This is a genomic window from Massilia sp. Root335 (assembly GCF_001425685.1).
In the GTDB taxonomy this organism is placed as follows: domain Bacteria; phylum Pseudomonadota; class Gammaproteobacteria; order Burkholderiales; family Burkholderiaceae_D; genus Telluria; species Telluria luteola.
The window spans coordinates 71,620-90,978 of sequence record NZ_LMCY01000006.1; the positions used below are offsets into that span (position 1 = coordinate 71,620).

Genomic DNA, 19,359 nt, shown 5'->3' on the forward strand with positions numbered 1-19,359 from the left:
GCCCGGGTCGGGCATGGGAAACGCAAGAAGTCGGATGGGTTGTCATTGTCTCTCGCCTTGAAATGGAAGCACCGACGGGTACGGTGCTTTCGTGTTTTTTTACCAACTGCACGATTTTTCACTTTAGCAAGAAAACAATTCCTTTTCGAAAAAAAGCATCCGAATTAACTATTGTGTTAAAGATATGAAATTGAACAAAATTTTGCTTTCCCTATGAAACTGGCCATCAATGCGGGAAAAAAATTGTCGTTTTTTAATTACAAGTTGTTGCAGATTCAAATATTGATAGACGTGCATCAAAACGCATGCTAGTCATCGGCAAGCGGTTGCTCACAGGCTACAAACCTTCGCTTGCCCGGAGCGACAGAGTATGATGTCGCTTCCCGAAGCCGACTCGAGAGATCAATCCAGGATGAATGTTCCCGCGCACACCGATGCTTTGTTCCGCCAGGCCGAACGCGGCGTATTGCCGCTCGGCGAGCTGTTCCAGGGCGCGCAGACGATGGCCGAACTGGGCATGCCGCAGGAAGCCATCCGGTTGTACGAAACGTGGCTCGCGCACACGACGTCGCCGGCAGCCTATGCGGCCTGCTTCAACCTCGCCGTCGCGCGCGGCAGCGTGGGCGACGAGGCGGGCGCCGAACGCGAATACCTGAAAGCCATCGCGATCGCCCCCGCCTTCGTCGAGGCGCGCCTGAATCTCGGCACCCTGTACGAACGCATGAACCGCCCGGACGATGCGCTGGCGGCGTGGCAGGCCATCCTGTCCGACGTGCCGGACGTGGCGACGAAGCCGGCGCTGCACGTGCAGACCTTGAACAACCTGGGGCGCCTGTGCGAGATCCGCAAGCGCCTGACCGAAGCGCTGGACTACCTCACGCGCAGCCTGGAACTCGATCCGGACCAGTCGAAGGTCATCACGCACTGGGTCCACCTGCGCCAGAAGCTGTGCATCTGGCCGATCTACGAAGCGTTTGCCGGCGTCACGGTGGAAGAACAGCGCCGCCACACGTCGGCCCTCGCGACGCTGGGCGCGTCGTCCGACCCGGCCGAGCAGCTGGCCGCGTCGCGCCACTTCGTCGAGCGCAAGGTGCAGGTGGCGCCCGAACGGCTCGCGCCGGCGGAAGGCTACGCCCACAAGCGCATCCGCATCGGCTACCTGTCGTCCGACCTGTGCTCGCACGCGGTGTCGATCCTGACGGCCGAGCTGTACGAGCTGCACGACCGAGCGCGCGTGGAGGTCTACGCGTTCTCCTGGAGCCGCGAGGACAACTCGCCGCTGCGCGCGCGCGTCGTCGGCGCGATGGACCACTACGTCCGCATCGACCGCATGACGGACGAGGAGGCGGCGCGCTGCATCCGCGCGCACGAGATCGACGTGCTCGTCGACCTGCACGGCCTCACGCTGGGCGCGCGCGCCGACATCCTCGGCTGGCGTCCCGCGCCCGTGCAGCTGACGTGGCTGGGGTTTCCCGGCCCGACCGGCATCCCCGACATCGACTACGTGGTGGCCGACGACTTCGTGCTGCCTTTCGCACTGGAGCCGTATTTCACGGAACAGCCGCTGCGCATGCCGCACACGTTCCAGATCAACGACCGCCGCCGCGCGATCGGCCCCACGCCCACGCGCGCGGCGAGCGGCCTGCCGGACGACAAATTCGTGTTCTGCGCATTTAACAGCACCTTCAAGATCACGCCCGAGGTGTTCGACGTCTGGATGCGCATCCTGGCGCAGGTGCCGGACGGCGTCCTGTGGATCGTGGCCGACAACGACGCCACGCGCGCCAACCTGGTCCGCGAAGCCGAAGCGCGCGGCGTGGACGGGTCGCGCCTGCTGTTCGCGCAGCGCGTGGCGCCCGCGGACTACCTGGCCAGGTTCCGCGTGGCCGACCTGTTCCTCGACACCAATCCGTTCAACGGCGGCACCACCGCCAGCGACGCCCTGTGGGCCGGCCTGCCCGTGCTGACCTGCGCCGGCCGGACCTTCTGCTCGCGCATGGCCGGCAGCCTGCTGAACGCGGTCGGCCTGCCCGAACTGGTGACGCACGACCTGCGCGACTACGAAGCGCTGGCCGTGGCCCTGGCCCACGACCGCACGCGCCTGGCCGGCCTGCGCGCGCGCCTGGGCGCGGAGCGCGATACCAGCGCGCTGTTCGACACGCCGCGCTTCGTGCGCGACTTCGAGGACAAGCTGGAGACCGTGGTCAAGCGTCCCGCGGGCGTCATGCCCGCCGACGACGCGCATGCCCGCCAGGCGCATGCCGTGCCCGAGCCGGCGCCCGGCGACTTGAGCCTGCAGCAAAGCACCATGCTCGCGTTGATGCGGCCCGGCATGCACAGCGTCGCCGAAGTGGGCGGCGCGACGCTCGCCCAGGCGTGGCGCGCACGCACGCCGAACTCGCACTTCATCGAGATCGGCCCGGCGCCCCTGGCCGGCACGGCGGCCGGCTGGAGCACGGCCAGGATCACGCGCGACCCGGAGCAGCTCGACGACGGCGACTGGCAGCAGCTGGCGAGCGCCCAATGCTGGCTGTTCCCCGAAACGCTTGAACGGCTGCGCGACCCGTGGGCATTCCTGCGACGCCTGCGCCGCCAGGCGCTGGGCCAGGTCGAGCTGGTCGCCTGCGTCAACAACGCCCAGCACTGGGTCATGCAATTGCTGCTCGCGTCGGGCAACCTGAACCAGCGCGACGACGTCCTGCACGACCGCCGCCACCTGCACCTGTTCACCCGCACATCGCTGGCCGCGCTCCTGCAGGAATGCGGGTTCGTGATCATCGACATGACGACCGTGACCGCGCAGCAGCCGCCGCCGGCCGTGGTGGCCGCGATCCGCCAGCTGGCCGAAGCCGGCGGCGCCGATCCTTTGCTGGCCGAGCAGGACGCCCTGCCCTATCAATACCTGGTGCGCGCGCTCGCCGCATGAAGCAAACGGGCCGTTGGCCCGTTTGTCGATCGCGCGATCAGTTTGATCAGTACTGGAAGATCACCGTCTTGTCCATCTCCGGCGTCACCCTGGAGAAGATGGCATTCGGGCCGTTGCTGGCTTTCAGCTGGGCGAACGAAATCGGCGAGTTGATGCCGGTCGCGAATTCCCACAGCTTCAGCGCCTGGAGCTTGTCACCCACTTCGTGCGGCCGCTTCGAGAAGAACGCATTCACCTCGACCACTTCGTACTCGAACGCGCCCTGGTGCTTCAGGTCGCGCAGGATGAAGCCGTGCTTCTCGAGCAGCGCCTTGACCTCGATGAAAGTCTTCTGGTTCTTGTAGATCTGCTTGAACTGGCACTCGACCTCGATGCCCAGCACGTGCTCCAGCACGTCGCCGCAGCCTTCCAGCACTTCGTAGTCGTAGCCCTGCGCGTCGCACTTGATGAAGTGCGGCGCCGGCATGCGGCCGGACTTGACCAGCGTCTCGATCGGCGTCACGTGCACCGACAGGTGGCTGTTGATGCCGAAGCAGGTGGAGATCGGATATTCGTTCAACACCTCGAAGTTCGGCTCCAGGATCGAGCTGCAGGCGGTCGAGACCGTCATGTGCAGCGGCACGTCCGCGTCGACGTTGCCGACGGCATCGGTGAGGAACGTACCTTGCGGGAACATCCGCCTGAGGTTCTCGCACTCGTCTTCCTGCGGCTCGATGCCGACATAGTGGATGAGATTGTGCTTCGCCAGGTATTGGAAGCTGGCCTGCTGGGGGCCGCCCATGGCGCCGATGTCCAGGAACACGGCCTTTTCCGGCAGGCCGGATGCCAGCGCCTGGCAGGCGGCGTTCAGAATTTGTTTTTCTTCGTTCACTCGAGCACCTCTTCAGTTGGTTTTCAATGGAGTCTTGGAAAAGGCAATCATACGGCCGCTGTTGCGTGCCGCATAGCCGCGTGTGCGCAGGTGCGTCACCAGCAGTTGGAACTTGCCGCCGAACCAGATGTCTTCGATTCCGTCCAGCACCACCACCGCCTCGGCGGACAGCTGCGGCTCGATGGCGGCAAAGGCGTCCAGCGCGGCCTGCCGGCAGCGGGCGCGGTCGTCGGCATCGCCGCGGTAGTCGGCGGCATTGCAGACCAGCAGGTCGATCGATGCCGGCACCGGCTCGCCGGGCGCGGCCACCGTCACGTTGCGGCCGAGCAGGCGGGTGCGCAGGCCATGGGCCGCGTCGCGGCGCAGCAGCGCCTCCGGCTCGACCGTCACCAGGCTGCCGCCATAGCTGTGCACATACCAGGCCAGCAGTTCGGTCGAACCGTTGGCCGGATCGGTGCCCAGTTCGACGCAGACGGCATCATGGTCGAGCGCGATCAGGTGCTGCACCAGCGGCGCGAACACCGGTCGCTGCAGGGCCGGACGCCGGCGCGGCGCCACCACGTTAAACGCCGGCACGAACATGCGGTTGTAGTCCGCGCGCGGCATGACCGCGTTCTGGCGATAGTGGAAGCCCGCATTCGTCTGCTTGTTCCAGTCGCTCAGGCGCGCCGCGGCACGCAGCGACTTTTGCACGATGTGGTCGTGCGACAGCATGCGGTAATGCAGGTTCCTGAATACGAAGCCTTCGCTGCGCTTGACCGGACCGGTCGGCGCGCAGGTGTGGCAGCCCAGCAGGTAGTTGATCTCGATCTTCGGATCGAAGATCAGGTTCTTGTTGTAGTACTGCGGATTCGGCGTGCCGGTCTGGATGCGCTCCCAGACATAACGGCCCGGGACGTGCCGCGGGTGCTCCTTGGACAGCATCTCGAACCCTTCCACCATCGGCAAGGTCACGCCGTCGCGCTTGAACTCGGCGAGCTTGGCGCGCAGTTGCGGGTGGTACACGAATTCGTCGACGTCGCACACGACCATCCAGTCGCAATCGTCGCGGTATTTCTTCCATTCCTCGTTGCGGATCGCCATCAGTTCGCGGTCGTCCAGCTTTTCGCTGACCTTGACGACCAGTTCCACCTCCGGATAACGGGCGGCGATCTCCGCGGTGCCGTCGGTGCTGCCGCCGTCGTGCAGGACCACTTTCTTCGCACCGAGGAAGTTGATGTAGTGGTCCAGGAAGAACGGCAGGATCGCCGCCTCGTTGAAGCAGACCGCGACCACGTAGATCACCGCGCCGTCGTGCGAATCGTGCGCGCCGGCCTCCGGTGCGTCGACCGCGGCACGCAGCGCGTCCAGTTCCGCGCGCAGGGCCGGCTGGTCCGGCTGGAACGCGACACCCAGCGCCAGGTAGCGCAGCAGTTCGGCGTCCATGTGCCGGCGGCGCGCCGCGTCGATCAGGTGCGCCAGCGCCTGCAGGGCCAGCGGCGACGCGTCGGCGCCCGGGGCCGGCAGCAGCGCCTCCCATTCGTTCACGGCATCGTCCAGGCGTCCGCTCTGCTCCAGCAGCACGCCGAGGGCGTAACGGGCTTCCGCCATGTCGGCGAGCTGCAGCGCCGCGCGGTACTGCGCTTCGGCCGCCGTCGCCTCGCCGCTGTTGTGATACAGCGTGCCGAGGTTGTAATGGCCGGCGACCGCGTCACCGTGCGGGCCGGATGCGAGCCAGTTGACGTAGAGCGCGATGCGGTCGGCGTCGTTCCAGGCGTCGCGCTGCGCATCGACCTCCTGCATGACGCGCACGACGCTCCATCCGGCCAGCGTGTCGGACGGGATCGCCGCCGCGCCGGACGTGCCCAGCAGCAGGCCGACGGCCTGACGCACGACGGCCTGGATCTTTTCCAGGTCGTAGGCGCGCTCGACGTCCTCGTGCACCGAGGTCAGGTAGACGAGCAGCGTCGTCAGCTTGCCGATCAACAGGTCGCGGGCGCTGCCGATCCGGCCGATGAACTTGCCGTGCACGATGGCGTCGCACAGCAGTTGCAGCCATTCGACATTGGCCTGGATGCGGATCACGTTGCCGCGCTGCTGGTCCTGGCCGCCGTGGATGCGGAAATAGCTGAGCGCCTCGGGCAGGTAGATGCAGTCGCTGGACGACAGCACTTGCAGCCACGTCGCCACATCCGACAGCGTCACATACTGCCGGTCGAGGAAGATGCCGAAGCGCGCGCCGATGACGCTGCGGCGGAAGATGGCGGTGGTCGGCTCGCCGACCAGGTTGTTGCCGTTGGTGAGCATCATGACGCCCAGCGAGTCGCCGCCGATCAGCGTGTCGGTCTCGAACAGGCGCTCGGTGCCGGGCAGTTGCGCGATCGGCTGGCCCGCGGCATCGATCAGCTGGCGGAACGACGTCACCAGGCCGACGGCCGGATTGCCCAGCATCGCGCCCATCATCCGCTCGATCTTGGTCGGATGGAACAGGTCGTCGTCCATCAGGTAGCTGAGGAACTCGCCCTGCGCCGCCTGGAAGCAATTGTTGAAATTGTCCATCGGGCTGAGGCCCGGCGCGCGCAGGTAATGGATATTCGGATGGGCGGCCACGTAGGGCGCGAAGCGCTCCCGGGTGCGCTCGTCGTCGCTGTTGTCGCTGACGACGATTTCCACGTTGCCCCAGGTCTGGGCGAGCGCGCTGCGCAGCGCCTCTTCGCCATAGTCGGGACGGTTGTGGGTCGGGATCAGGATCGACACCAGCGGCGTCGCGCCGGCCGACGGGGGAGTTGCGTTCGCCATTATCGTCCTTCCGATGCGGATTGCAGCACCTGGGCGCGCAGCGCGTCCGGGTCGATGCCGTGTTCGCGGCGCAGGTAATCCCAGCTGCCGTTGAAACGGGAAAAGCGGTCGTCGATGCCGAGGCGCAGCACCCGGGCGCGCGGACCGCGCATGGCCGCCACGATTTCCGCCACGGCGCCGCCCAGGCCGCCCAGGCGGTTATGCTCTTCCAGCACCACCACCTGGTCGAACTCGCGCGCCAGCGCTTCGACCTGGCCGGCATTCAGGGGCTTGATCGACGGCGCGCTCCACACCGGGTTATCCTCGAGCGATTCGGCCAGGTCCACGGCGCTGCGCACCATCGAGCCGGTGGCGATGAAGGCGGTGCCGCGGGTGCCGCCGCCGGCCCGCGCCGGCAGCAGGTCGCCGAGCGGGGCCGCGCACGGCGCAGCATGGACGGTGCCCACGTCGGACTTGCCCATGCGGATGTACACCGGCCCCTCGAAGCGCAGCGCGTGCGCCATCGCGTAACGCATCTCGTGCACGTCGCACGGCGACAGGATGTCGATGTTCGGCACGGCGCGCAACGCAGCGATGTCTTCCGCCGACTGGTGGCTGCTGCCGAGCGAGCTGTACACCAGGCCGGCGCCGTCGCCGATGAACACGACCGGCAATTCCTCGTAGCAGACGTCGAGCTTGATCTGTTCCAGCGTGCGGATCGGCACAAAGCAGGCCAGCCCGTAGACGATCGGCTTGAAGCCGGCCTTCGCCAGGCCGGCGGCCACGCCGACCATGTTCTGCTCGGCCACGCCGCAGTTCACGAACTGGTCCGGGCAAGCGCGCCGGAATTCGTCGAACAGCGCGTAGCCGTGGTCGCCGGTCAGCAGCAGGACCCTGGGATCGGCCTTCGCCGCGGCGACGATGGCGTCGGAAAATGCATTCCTCATGCTTGCTCCAGCTCCGCCATGGCAGCGGCATAGGTATCGGGATTCAGGCGCGTGTAGTGCCAGCGATTGTCGTCTTCCATGAACGAGACCCCCTTGCCTTTCACGGTCCGGGCCACGAGTGCCTTGGGACGCCCATCGCGATTGGCGCGCACTGCGCTCAGGGCCGCGTCGAGCGCGGCCTCGTCGTGGCCATCGACGTCCACGGCCTCGAAGCCGAAGGCAGCGAATTTCGCGCGCAGCGAGCCCAGTCCCATGACGTCGGCCGTGCGGCCCATGGCCTGGAAGCCGTTTTCGTCGACGATCACGACCAGGTTGTCGAGCCGGCGGTGCGCTGCGAACAGCAGCGCTTCCCACATGGACCCTTCGTTCATCTCGCCGTCGCCGACGATGGCGTAGCACATCTGGCCGGTCCCGGCCAGCCTGGCCGCCAGCGCCATGCCGACGCCCACCGGCAGGCCGTGGCCCAGCGAGCCGGCGGTCACCTCGCAGCCCGGCACGTGCGCGTCGGACAAGCCCTTCAGCGGCGTACCGTCGCCGAAATACCGGTCGAGCGCCTCCTGGGCGATCCAGCCCTTCTCGCGCAGGCATGCGTATTGCGCCATCACGCCGTGGCCCTTGGACAGGACCAGGTAATCGCGCAGCGGGCCGTTGGGGTCGTTGTCCGGATAGCGCAGGTGGTGGCGGTACAGGACGGCCAAGATCTCGACGAGCGAGAAGGCGCACGCGATGTGGACCGTCGCGCCGGCGTGCGCCATGGACAGGACCGCGCGCCGGATAGCCGTGGCGGAAAAAGCTTGCGACATGGGATCTCCCGATAATTGCATGGGTTAAACGGGCCGGTGCCAGGCGGCGGTGCGGCGGATGGCGTCGTCGAGCGGCGTGCAGACGGACAGGCCGAGGGCGGCGGCGCGGGCCACGTCGGGCACGTACTGTTCGGCCGGCGCACCGGGCACCGGGATGCCGAGCACCGTGCTGTCGTCGCGGCCGTTGAGCACCGTGGACATCCGCGTGGCCAGCCCGGCGATGCTGATGCGCTCCGGCGAACCGACGTTATAGGGTTGCCCGTCGCCGCGCACCAGGATGGTCAGCAGCCAGATGGCCAGGTCGGCGGCATACAGGTAGGAACGCACGGCCCGGCCGTCGCCGTTGACGCGCACGGGCGTGCCGCCCAGGATGTCGCGCAGGAAGCTGGCGGCCGCGAACGGTGCATCGAGCGGCTGATAGGGGCCGAGGAAGGCGAAACAGCGGGCGATCTGCACGTCGAGCCCGCCGGCCTGGCGTTCGCAGGCGCCCAGCCACTCGACCACGCGCTTGCCCTGGCCGTAGGCGCTGCGCACGTCCGTCGGCGCCGGCGCGCCGGGATAGTCTTCCGGCACGTGGGTCAGGCCGGGCGGCTGGCGCCCGTACACGGCCCCGGAACTGGTCAGCAGGAAGCGCGCGGCGCCGCTGCGGCGCGCCAGCGCCAGCGCCTGCTCGCCGCCGCGGACGATGGCGTCGAACGTCTCTTTCGGCCCGGCCGCGGACGCGGTGACGTCGGTCGCGGCGTGGATGACGATATCGTAGCGGCCGTGCAGCCCCGCCATCTCTCGCACGTCGCCCTGCGCCAGGCGCAGCGCCGGATGGGCGGCCAGGCCGGGTACGTTGCGCCGGAACCGTTCCGGCTGCCGGCTCAGCACGGTGAGGCGCAGGTCCAGGCCGTGCACCCGGTCCAGCCACAGCAGCGCTTCCAGCAGCCAGCAGCCGAAGAACCCGGTGCCGCCGGTCACGAACAGGTGCCGCCCGCGCAGCCCCTCGACGACGTCGGCCGCGCAGCGGTCCGCGATCAATGCGAGATCCTGCTGCGCGATGCCTGGTTGGTAGTCGGCCATCGGCGCCACGGGCGGGATCAGAAATTCACGCCGAAGAAGGTTTCGAGGCGGTCGACGACGTAGTCCAGCATCTCGCGGCTCAGGCCCGGATAGACGCCCACCCAGAACGTGTCGTTCATCACGCGGTCGGTATTCGTCAGGTCGCCGGACACGCGGTAATGGCGGCCGATCATGTACGGCTGGCGCGTCAGGTTACCGGCGAACAGCAGGCGGGTGCCGATCTTGTACTGGTCGAGGTAAGTGAGCAGGTCCACGCGCGAGGCGTTCGCCTCCGGCTTGAGCGTCATCGGGAAGCCGAACCACGACGGGTCCGAACCTTCGGTCGCTTCCGGCAGGATCAGGAACTCGGCGCACGACTGCAAGCGTTCCTTCAGGTAGGCGAAGTTGTCCTTGCGCGCCTGGATGAAGCCGGCCGCGCGGTCGATCTGCGCGAGGCCGCAGGCCGCCTGCATGTCAGTGATCTTGAGGTTGTAGCCCAGGTGGCTGTAGGTGTACTTGTGATCGTAGCCTTCCGGCAGCGTGCCCAGTTTCCAGCAGAAGCGCTTGCCGCAGGTATTGTCCCTGCCCGGCGGGCAGTAGCAGTCGCGGCCCCAGTCGCGGAACGATTCGGCGATCATCTTGAGTTCCGCGTTGTTGGTGAACACCGCGCCGCCCTCGCCCATCGTGATGTGGTGCGCCGGGTAGAACGACATCGTGCCGATGTCGCCGAAGGTGCCGACCATTTGCCCGCGGTAGGTCGAGCCCAGCGCGTCGCAGCAGTCTTCGATGAGCCACAGCCTGTACTTCTTGCACAGCGCCGTGATGACGTCCAGGTTGTACGGGTTGCCGAGCGTGTGCGCCAGCATGATCGCCTTGGTCTTCGGGCCGATCGCCGCTTCCAGCTTCGTCACGTCGATGTTGTAGGTGCCCAGCTCGACGTCCACGAACACCGGCACCGCGCCGAACTGGATGATCGGGTTGACGGTGGTCGGGAAGCCGGCCGCCACGCCGATCACCTCGTCGCCCGGCTGGATCGCGCGCGCGCCCAGCTTCGGCGAGGTCAGCGTGTTGAAGGCCACCAGGTTGGCGGACGAGCCGGAGTTCACGGTGATCAGGTGCTGCACGCCGATCAGCTTCGCGAGCTTCGCTTCGAACTGGTCGTTGAAGCGGCCGGTGGTCAGCCAGGCGTCGAGCGACGCCTCGACCATCAATTCCATTTCCGGCGCGCCCACCACCTTGCCCGCGGGCGGGACCGTGGTCACGCCCGGTTCGAAGGGGCGCGGCTGGCTGTCCAGCGCGCCGTATTGGCGGACCAGCGCGACGATCTGTTCGCGGAGTTGTTCTTTGCTTGTAGTGTTCATGATTCCGGCTCTTATTGAATGTCGGTGGCTTGATAGTCGCGGATCTGCGCCAGGGTGAAGGCCTGCATGTCCTCGCCGTGCGCATGGGCCTTGTGCCAGTCGACGATGCGGTCGATGGCCTGGCCGAGATGCCAGCGCGGCCGCCAGCCCAGGCGCGCGTGCGCCTTTGCGCAATCCAGTTTCAGGTAGGTCGCCTCGTGCGGCTGCGGCGCCTGGTCGAGTTCCCAGCGCGCGCCCGGTCCCCACTGCTCGCACAGGCGCGTGACGATCCATTCCACCGGCCGCGCGTCGGTGTCGGCCGGGCCGAAATTGAAGGCCTCGGCGAACGCCTGGCCGTCGCCGTACAGGCGTTCGGCCAGGGCGAGATAGCCGGACAGCGGCTCGAGCACGTGCTGCCACGGACGGATCGATTGCGGATTGCGGATCCGGACCGGCTGCGCGGCGGCGATCGCGCGCATCATGTCCGGGATCAGCCGGTCCGCCGCCCAGTCGCCGCCGCCGATCACGTTGCCGGCGCGGCCCGAGCCCAGCGCGACGTCCGCGCCAGCCAGGAAGGACGCGCGGTAGGCGCTCGTCACCAGTTCGGCGCACGCCTTGCTGTTGCTGTACGGGTCATGGCCGCCCAGCGGTTCGTTTTCGCGGTAGCCCCAGTGCCACTCGCGGTTTTCGTAGCACTTGTCGCTGGTGACGTTGACCACGGCCCGGATGCCGGGCACGGCGCGCACCGCCTCGAACAGGTTGACGAGGCCCATGACGTTGGTCGCATAGGTCTCGACCGGATGGCTGTAGGAATGGCGCACGAGGGCCTGGGCCGCCATGTGGATGACGATCTCGGGACGCGCGGCGCGCAGCGCGGCGGCCAGCGCATCGGCGTCACGGATGTCGCCCTCGACGTGGCGCATGCCGGCGGCCACGCCGGCCGTCTCGAACAGGCTCGGCTGGCTGGCCGGTGCCAGCGCGAAGCCGGTGACGTCGGCACCCAGCGATTGCAGCCACAGGCTGAGCCAGCTTCCCTTGAAGCCCGTATGGCCGGTCAGGAAGACGCGCTTGCCGCGCCAGAATGCGGGATTCATTGCCAGACTTTCCAGGGCGCCTTGCCCGTTTGCCACAGTTCTTCCAGCAACACCTTGTCGCGCAACGTGTCCATCGGCTGCCAGAAGCCGGTGTGGCGGAAGGCGGACAACTGGCCTTCGCCGGCCAGGCGTTCCATCGGTTCCTTTTCCCACACGGTCGCGTCGTCGACGATGTAGTCGATGACCTTCGGCGACAGCACGAAATAGCCGCCGTTGATCCAGGCGCCGTCGCCCTGCGGCTTTTCGCGGAAGGCCAGCACGCGCTCGCCTTCGAAGTCGATGGCGCCGAAGCGGCCCGGCGGCTGCACGGCCGTCATCGTGCCGAGCAGGCCGTGTTCCTTGTGGAAAGCGAGCGAGGCGCCGATGTCGATGTCGGCCACGCCGTCGCCGTACGTGAAGCAGAACGCCTCGTCGCCGTCGACGAAGCGGCGCACGCGCTTCAGGCGGCCGCCCGTCATGCTGGAGTCGCCGGTATCGACCAGCGTCACCTTCCACGGTTCGGCGAAGCGCTGGTGCACTTCCATCGCATTGTTCTGCAGGTCGAAGGTGACGTCAGAGGTATGCAAGAAATAGTTGGCGAAAAATTCCTTGATCACATAGCCCTTGTAGCCGCAGCAGATGACGAACTCGTTGATCCCGTAGGCCGAGTACTGCTTCATGATGTGCCACAGGATCGGCTTGCCGCCGATCTCGACCATCGGCTTCGGCCGCACCGTCGTTTCTTCGCTGAGCCGGGTTCCCAGGCCACCGGCCAGTATCACTGCTTTCATGCTGCAATCCTCGAGTCTTGTGTGTTCGTTTGGTCATGCGACCCGGCAATACGTCCGCAGCGCACGCGTTGAACGAGCCGGGCCGGCTATTCTAAACCAGCGCCCTTTTACGCAGCAGCCAGGCTGCGGGATCACGGTTCCCGGATCGCCTCGTCCAGGCCCTTGGTCAGCGGCCACAGCAGATAGGACAGCACGGTGCGCTTGCCGACCACGATCTCGGCGGTCAGGGTCATGCCCGGCAGCAAGCGCGCGTGTGGATCCATATTCTTGAGCATGTCCTTGCCGAGGTCGAGCCGGCTGACGTAGTACGCGTCGGTGCCGGTTTCCGGATTCGGCGTGTCGCGCTTGAACGCGTCCTCGCTGAGCGTGCGGACCCTGGCGTCCAGTGTGCCATGCTTCTGGAACGGGAACGCGTCCAGTTTGATGTGCGCGACGTCGCCCTGCTTCACGTGGCCCACGTCGAGCGAATCGATCTGCACCTCGGCGTCCAGCGCCGTGCCGAGCGGCACGAGCGTGAACATCTTCTCGGCGGCCTGCGCGACGGAGCCCTGCGACAGCTTGGCGATGTCCTGCACCATGGCGTCGACCGGTGCCGTCAGCATGACCTTGTCGCGGCGCAGCCTGCCCTTCTTGAGCTGCTCGGCCGTCGCGTCGCGGTCGCGCGTCAGGGAGAGCATGTCTTCCATGATCTTCTGGCGCCAGCCGTTCACGAACGCCTGCTTTTCTGCGTCCAGGCCGGCCAGCTCGCGCCGGATCTCCGGTTCCTGGTTCTTGGCCAGCGTGTAGTCGCGTTCGACTTCCATGCGCTTGTTGCGCGCGTCCAGCAGGTTGACCTTGGCGCCGAATTTCTGGTCGACGAGGCGCTCCTGCATCGTCTCCACCTCGCGCAGCGATCTGGTGCGGTCGCCCAGCACCTGCTGGTCGCGCAGGTTCGTCTCCAGCGCGGCGCGGGTCTTGGCGATGTTCTCGTTCAGGCGCAGTACCTGCGCGGCGAAGTTGGCGCGGCGTTCTCCCGCCAGCCTGTCCTGCAGCTGGGTGTCGGCCGAGACCGTGCCTGTCTCCACCGGTGCCGACTTGCCCGCCAGTTCCGCGTTGAGACGCTTGACCTGGGTGTCGAGGCTGTCGAACTTGAGGCGCAGCTGGGCCTGGTCGGCATCGGCGTCCGTCGGGTCCAGCGTGGCGAGGCGCTCGCCCTTCTTGACGACCTGGCCGACGCGCACGTCGATCGAGCGGATGATCGACGTTTCGATCGGCTGCACGACGATGTTCGACAACGGCGTCGTCAGGCGCCCCTGCGCCTTCACGACTTCGTCGATCTCGGCGAAGCTGGCCCAGGCCAGAAAGCACACGAGCATCGCCGCCAGCGCGTGGACGGTGATGCGGGCATACGGCGGCAACGGCCGGCGTTCGATCTCGTCGGCATCCGGCAGGAACTCGACGTCGGTCGGGTCGAGCGCGGTCACAGATGACTTGTTTGCTGGTTCCATAATTGAGAGTAAGTAGAGCAGCGCGTCAGGAGTTCGTCGTGGCGGCCCGCATCCATCAGCTGGCCGCGCTGCATGACCAGGATGGAGTCGGCGTTGACGAGCGTCGACAGGCGGTGCGACACCATGATCACGGTGCGGCCGACGGCGATGCGCGACAGGTTGTTGATGAAGATCGCTTCGCTTTCCGGGTCCAGCGCGCTGGCCGCTTCGTCGAGCACGAGGATGCGCGGCTTGGCCAGCAGCGCCCTGGCGATCGACAGGCGCTGCTTCTGGCCGCCGGACAGGTTCGAGGCGTTTTCTTCCAGCATCGTGTCGTAGCCCTGCGGCATGCGCTCGATGAACTCGTCGGCGCCGGCGGCCCTGGCCGCGTCCACGATGTCCTCGAACGCGGCCTCGGGCATCGTCGCGGCGATGTTCTCGCGCACCGTGCCGTGGAACAGGAAATTTTCCTGCAGCACGACGCCGACCTGGCGGCGCAGGTGCGGCAGGTCGATCTCGCGGGCGTCGTAGCCGTCGAAGCGGACGATGCCTTCCTGGATGCGGTACAGGCCGTGGATGACCTTCGTGATCGTCGTCTTGCCCGAGCCGCTGCGGCCCACGATGCCGATCACGGTGCCTTCCTTGATCTCGAAGGTGGCGCGGTCGAGCGCATTGTTCTGGGCGCCCGGATAGCGGAACACGACGTTGTCGAAGGTGATATTGCCGCGCAGGTCGGGACGCAGGCCGCCGCTGCGGCCTTCCGGCGCGCGGTTCATGACCTCGCCCAGCATGCGGATCGACAGCGCCGTCTCCTGGTATTCATTGATGAGGCCCACGACCGCGACCAGCGGCCCGCTGACGCGGCCGGACAGCATCTGGAAGGCGATCAGGGCGCCGACCGACAGCGTCTGGTCGAACACGTCCTGGGCGCCGATCACGATGATCACGACGGGCAGCAGCTTGCCGAGGAAGTCGGTGACGGCATTGCCCGTGATGGAGATCTGGCCCACGCGGAAATGCATGTTCAGCGCGTTCGCGGAACGCTGGTCCCAGGCGCGGCGCTGCATCGGCTCGATCGCGAGCGCCTTCACCGTGCGCATGCCGTGGATCGTTTCCACCATCAGCGCCTGGCGCTGGCCTTCGGCGTTGTACAAATCGTTCAGGCGGCGCTGGAACGTGGGCACGAGGACCGCGACGATGCCGCTGATCAGGAGGGTGAACAGCAGCACGATCATCGCCAGCTTGATGGAATAGCTGAACAGGATCGGCAGCAGGATGAACAGCGCCGTCAGGTCGAGCGCGGTGAAGAACATGCGGCCCGTGAGGAAGCCGCGGATCTTTTCCATCTGCTGCATGTGGCGCACGACCACGCCCGCGGACGTGGTCTCGAAATAATCGATGGGCAGCGACAGCAGGTGCGCGAACGTGCGCCTGGTCAGGCGTATGTCGATCTTGTTGGTGGCCCACAAGGTCAGGATCTGGCGCATGAAGCCGAACGTCGATTCGAACAGCAGCGCGATGCCGATGCCGGCCGCCAGCACCCACAGCGTCGATACGCTGTGGTGCACGAGCACCTTGTCGATCACGAGCTGGAAGAACACCGGCGACGCAAGGCCGAGGATGTTCATCGCCATCGCGGCGATGGCGATGTCGCGGAACGCGGCCTTCTGCTGCAGGATCTCGGGAATGAACCAGCGCAGGCCGAACGGCTGGCGCGTGTCGGTCAGCTTGGACGTGCGCTTGAGGAATACGATGTCGCCGCTCCACAGGGCCTGGAACGCGGCCGGGTCGAGCATCTTGACGACGCCCAGGTCGCCCATCGGGTCGAGCACGGCAAGCACGCCGCCATCGTCCACGCGGGCGCCGACGACGATCATGCTGTTGCCGTCCTTCATGCGCGCGAGCAGGGGGAACACGCCCTTCTGCCCCAGCAGCTTGTCGACCGTCAACTGGCGCAGCTTGGCCTTGAGGCCGATGCTCGAGGCCATCCCCAACAGCATCGCGGACGACGGTTCCTCCGCGTTCAACGCATAGTCGTGGATCAGGCGTTCCGGGTTCACTTGCAGGCCGTGATGCTGCGCGATGGCAGTCAGGCATTGCAAAGTTGTATGAGGAAATTTGTCGGCCATTAGGAAACTAATAGAAGCGAAGTGCGGCAGACCGAGAGATTACCCTGTTGTTCGTCAGAATTGTTGCTGAACAGCACTGTGTTACACCCCTTATTCTTCGTTTGTCGCAATTTGGATGCAAAAAAAGGCAAGACCGATAACGGTCTTGCCTTTTTGATGTCGTGAACGGGCCGGCGCGAACCGGCCCGTGGACACATTACTTGCGGCCACCCGTGGTGAGGAAGCCCGAGTCCTGCGGCGTCGCCACCGACTTGGCCAGCGATTCGGCCGTCGACGTCATCGCCACATTCGCACCCGCCACCTTGTTGCCGTTGGCGTCGAACTGCTTCATCACGTCGACCATCGTACCGACCGAAGCCAGCAGACCGGTCTGCGTACCGCCGGACAGGTTCGGCAGGGTCAGGCCGCCGGCCGCCGCGCCGGTATCGGCCGCGTTGAAGGCTGCCATCGCCTGGACCATGCTGCCCACCTTGCCGCGCAGCGTGTCGGTCGCGGCCGCACCGGTTGCCGCCTTGTCGGCGGTGAACCACACGTCGCCCGTGGCGGCCGTGGAGCCGTCGGTCTTCGTGAAGGTCGACTGCATGCCGATCCAGTTTCCGGCATCCTTGACCGAGGTCTTGTCGCCGTTGACGTTGATGCTCGCGACATCCACCGAGGCCAGGCTCTTCAGCTCGCCCGACTGGCTGACGCCGTCGCCGTTCGCATCGACCCACACCTTCAGCTGGCTGTACGCCGCATCCTTGGCGTCGATCACGCCGTCGCCGTTGGCATCCAGCTGGGCCAGTGCTTCGTAGCCGTTGGAGGCGGTCTGGCCGTTCGCCAGCTTGGTCGACGTACCGAACAGCTCGCTGCCATCGTCGATCGTGCCGTTGCCGTTGCGATCCAGGGCCAGCAGGCCATCCTTCGAATCGACCCAGCCCGTCGCCACCTTGTTGCCGGTGCCGAACAGATCGAACTGCACGCCCTGCTTGATGCTGACCGAGTGCACACCGTCACCGTTCAGATCCAGCACGATCGGGCTGCCGATCTTCAGCTGCGCGGTCTGCGCCGTCGTCATCGCGCCGATCTGCGCCGACGTCAGCGCCTCGACCTGACCGGTGGTCAGTGCGGCCACCTGGTTCGTCGTCAGACCGCTGGCGATCTGGGACGTGGTCAGGGCCGTGATCTGCGTCGTCTTCAGCGCGGCCAGATCGACCGTCTGCAGAGCCGCGATCTGGACCGTCGTCAGGGCAACCAGTTGCGCCGTCGACAGCGTGACCGCCTGGCTGGTGGTCAGGCCGACGACCTGGCTGGTGGTCAGGCTGGCCACCTGGCTGGTGGTCAGCGCGCCGATCTGCGTGGTCTTCAGCGCGGCCAGGTCGACGGTCGTGATGGCTGCGACCTGGGCCGTGCTCAGCGCTGCGACCTGGACGCTGGTCAGGCTGCCGACCTGGGCGGTGGTCAGACCGGCGATCTGGGCCGTCGTCAGGCCGCTGGCGACCTGGGACGTGCTCAGCGCGGCGATCTGGTTGGTCTTGAGCGCCACCAGGTCCACGGTGCCGAGCGCAGCCACCTGAGCGGTGGTCAGCGCGGCAACCTGCACGGTGGTCAGCGCGCCGACCTGGCTGGTCTTCAGGCTTGCGACATCCATGGTCGTCAGGCCGCTGGCCACCTGGGCGGTGGTCAGGGCGGCGATCTGAGCCGTGGTCAGCGCGTTCGCCTGGACCGTCGTCAGGGTAGCGATCTGGGCCGTGTTCAGGCTTGCGATCTGATTCGTCTTCATGACGGCCAGGTCGGCCGTGCTGATCGCTGCGACCTGGGCGGTGCTCAGGGCGGCGACTTGCACGGTGGTCAATGCACCGATCTGGTTGGTCTTCAGACCGGCGATCTCGACGGTCGTGAGACCGCTCGCCACCTGGGCCGTGCTCAGTGCAGCGATCTGGGCCGTGGTCAGCGCACCAGTCTGGACCGTCGTCAGCGCGGCAATCTGCGCCGTGGTCAGGCCGACAACCTGGGTCGTCTTCAGCGCGGCCAGGTCAGCCGTTTGGATCGCAGCGACCTGGACGGTGCTAAGGGCGCCGATCTGGGCCGTATTCAGGCTGGCGACCTGCGCGGTGGTCAGGCCGACGATCTGGGCGGTGCCCATGTTGGCGACCTGTGCGGTCGTCAGCGCGGCAACCTGGTTCGTCTTCAACGCGGCCACGTCGGTGGTCGTGATGGCCGCGACCTGGACGGTGCTCATCGCACCGATCTGGGCCGTGGTCAGGGCACCGATCTGGTTGGTCTTCAGACCGGCGATCTCGACGGTCGTCAGGCCGCTGGCCACCTGGGCAGTGGTCAGGGAGCCGATCTGGGCCGTGGTCAGCGCACCAGTCTGGACCGTCGTCAGCGCGGCAATCTGCGCCGTGGTCAGGCCGACGACCTGGGTCGTCTTCAGCGCGGCCAGGTCAGCCGTTTCGATCGCAGCGACCTGGACGGTGCTCAGCGCGCCGATCTGGGCCGTGTTCAGGCTGGCGACCTGCGCGGTGGTCAAGCCGACGATCTGGGCAGTACCCATGTTGGCGACCTGTGCGGTCGTCAGCGCGGCAACCTGGTTCGTCTTCAACGCAGCCACGTCGGCCGGCGTGATTGCAGCGACCTGGACGGTGCTCAGCGCGCCGATCTGCGCCGTGGTCAGCGCGCCCACCTGGGTAGTCTTCAGGCTGGCAACCTGCGCGGTCGTCAGGCCGCTCGCCACCTGGGCGGTGCTCAGGGCAGCGATCTGGGCCGTGCTCAACGCACCTGCCTGGACCGTCGTCAGCGCGGCAATCTGCGCCGTGGTCAGGCCGACAACCTGGGTCGTCTTCAGCGCGGCCACGTCAGCGGTCGTGATGGCCGCGACCTGGACGGTGCTCAGCGCGGCAATCTGCGCCGAGGTCAACGCACCCATCTGGCTGGTCTTCAGACCGGCGATCTCGGCCGTCGTCAGGCCGCTCGCCACCTGGGCGGTGCTCAGCGCAGCGATCTGGGCCGTGGTCAACGCACCGGCCTGGGCCGACGTCAGCGCGGCGATCTGCGCGGTCGTCAGGCCGGCGACCTGGGTCGTCTTCATGGCGGCCAGGTCAGCCGTCTCGATTGCGCCAACCTGGACGGTGTTCAGGGCGGCGATCTGCATGCTGCTCAGGCTGCTTACCTGGGCAGTATTCAGTCCGACGATCTGTGCCGTGCCCAGAGCGGCAACCTGGGCGGTCGTC

General features: G+C 66.7%; 12 protein-coding genes. 1 reads left to right on the top strand and 11 read right to left on the bottom strand.

Going from position 1 to position 19,359, the window contains the following annotated elements:
• Window positions 1-412: 412 nt before the first annotated feature.
• Window positions 413-2,926 carry a tetratricopeptide repeat protein gene (locus ASC93_RS05365; protein WP_157201752.1) on the top strand — a complete coding sequence of 838 codons (2,514 nt, stop codon included), beginning with the start codon at window positions 413-415 and terminating at the stop codon, window positions 2,924-2,926.
• Window positions 2,927-2,972: 46 nt separating this feature from the next.
• Here the strand turns inward: ASC93_RS05365 and ASC93_RS05370 are convergent, their stop codons facing one another.
• The 11 genes from ASC93_RS05370 to ASC93_RS31320 all read right to left on the bottom strand — a co-directional run.
• A complete protein-coding gene (locus ASC93_RS05370; protein WP_056438258.1) occupies window positions 2,973-3,797 on the bottom strand; it encodes an FkbM family methyltransferase in 825 nt (274 codons plus the stop codon).
• Between the two features lie 12 nt (window positions 3,798-3,809).
• Window positions 3,810-6,575: a glycosyltransferase gene (locus ASC93_RS05375; protein ID WP_056438261.1), complete on the bottom strand. Its 2,766-nt coding sequence runs from the start codon at window positions 6,573-6,575 to the stop codon at window positions 3,810-3,812.
• Window positions 6,575-7,501 carry a transketolase family protein gene (locus tag ASC93_RS05380; RefSeq protein ID WP_056438264.1) on the bottom strand — a complete coding sequence of 309 codons (927 nt, stop codon included), beginning with the start codon at window positions 7,499-7,501 and terminating at the stop codon, window positions 6,575-6,577. The genes ASC93_RS05375 and ASC93_RS05380 overlap by 1 nt, the downstream gene beginning before the upstream one ends.
• Window positions 7,498-8,304, bottom strand: a complete 807-nt coding sequence (locus ASC93_RS05385; protein WP_056438267.1) for a transketolase — start codon at window positions 8,302-8,304, stop codon at window positions 7,498-7,500. Before ASC93_RS05385 ends, ASC93_RS05380 begins: the two co-directional genes overlap by 4 nt.
• Window positions 8,305-8,328: 24 nt before the next feature.
• Window positions 8,329-9,369: an NAD(P)-dependent oxidoreductase gene (locus tag ASC93_RS05390; RefSeq protein ID WP_082547791.1), complete on the bottom strand. Its 1,041-nt coding sequence runs from the start codon at window positions 9,367-9,369 to the stop codon at window positions 8,329-8,331.
• A 17-nt stretch (window positions 9,370-9,386) separates the two neighbouring features.
• Window positions 9,387-10,709, bottom strand: coding sequence for a lipopolysaccharide biosynthesis protein RfbH (gene rfbH / locus ASC93_RS05395; protein WP_056438269.1), 1,323 nt, complete (start codon window positions 10,707-10,709; stop codon window positions 9,387-9,389).
• 11 nt (window positions 10,710-10,720) lie between these two features.
• Window positions 10,721-11,782: a CDP-glucose 4,6-dehydratase gene (gene rfbG / locus ASC93_RS05400; RefSeq protein ID WP_200958272.1), complete on the bottom strand. Its 1,062-nt coding sequence runs from the start codon at window positions 11,780-11,782 to the stop codon at window positions 10,721-10,723.
• Complete coding sequence (gene rfbF / locus ASC93_RS05405) at window positions 11,779-12,552, bottom strand: glucose-1-phosphate cytidylyltransferase (RefSeq protein ID WP_056438271.1); 774 nt, start codon at window positions 12,550-12,552, stop codon at window positions 11,779-11,781. Before rfbF ends, rfbG begins: the two co-directional genes overlap by 4 nt.
• A gap of 131 nt (window positions 12,553-12,683) precedes the next feature.
• Complete coding sequence (locus ASC93_RS05410) at window positions 12,684-14,015, bottom strand: HlyD family type I secretion periplasmic adaptor subunit (protein ID WP_229412606.1); 1,332 nt, start codon at window positions 14,013-14,015, stop codon at window positions 12,684-12,686.
• Window positions 14,012-16,120 (bottom strand): peptidase domain-containing ABC transporter, encoded by a 2,109-nt coding sequence (locus ASC93_RS05415; RefSeq protein ID WP_229412607.1) that lies wholly within the window; start codon window positions 16,118-16,120, stop codon window positions 14,012-14,014. Before ASC93_RS05415 ends, ASC93_RS05410 begins: the two co-directional genes overlap by 4 nt.
• A 223-nt stretch (window positions 16,121-16,343) precedes the next feature.
• A partial coding sequence (locus tag ASC93_RS31320; RefSeq protein ID WP_200958273.1) for an S-layer family protein occupies window positions 16,344-19,359 on the bottom strand: 3,016 nt, incomplete at its 5' end.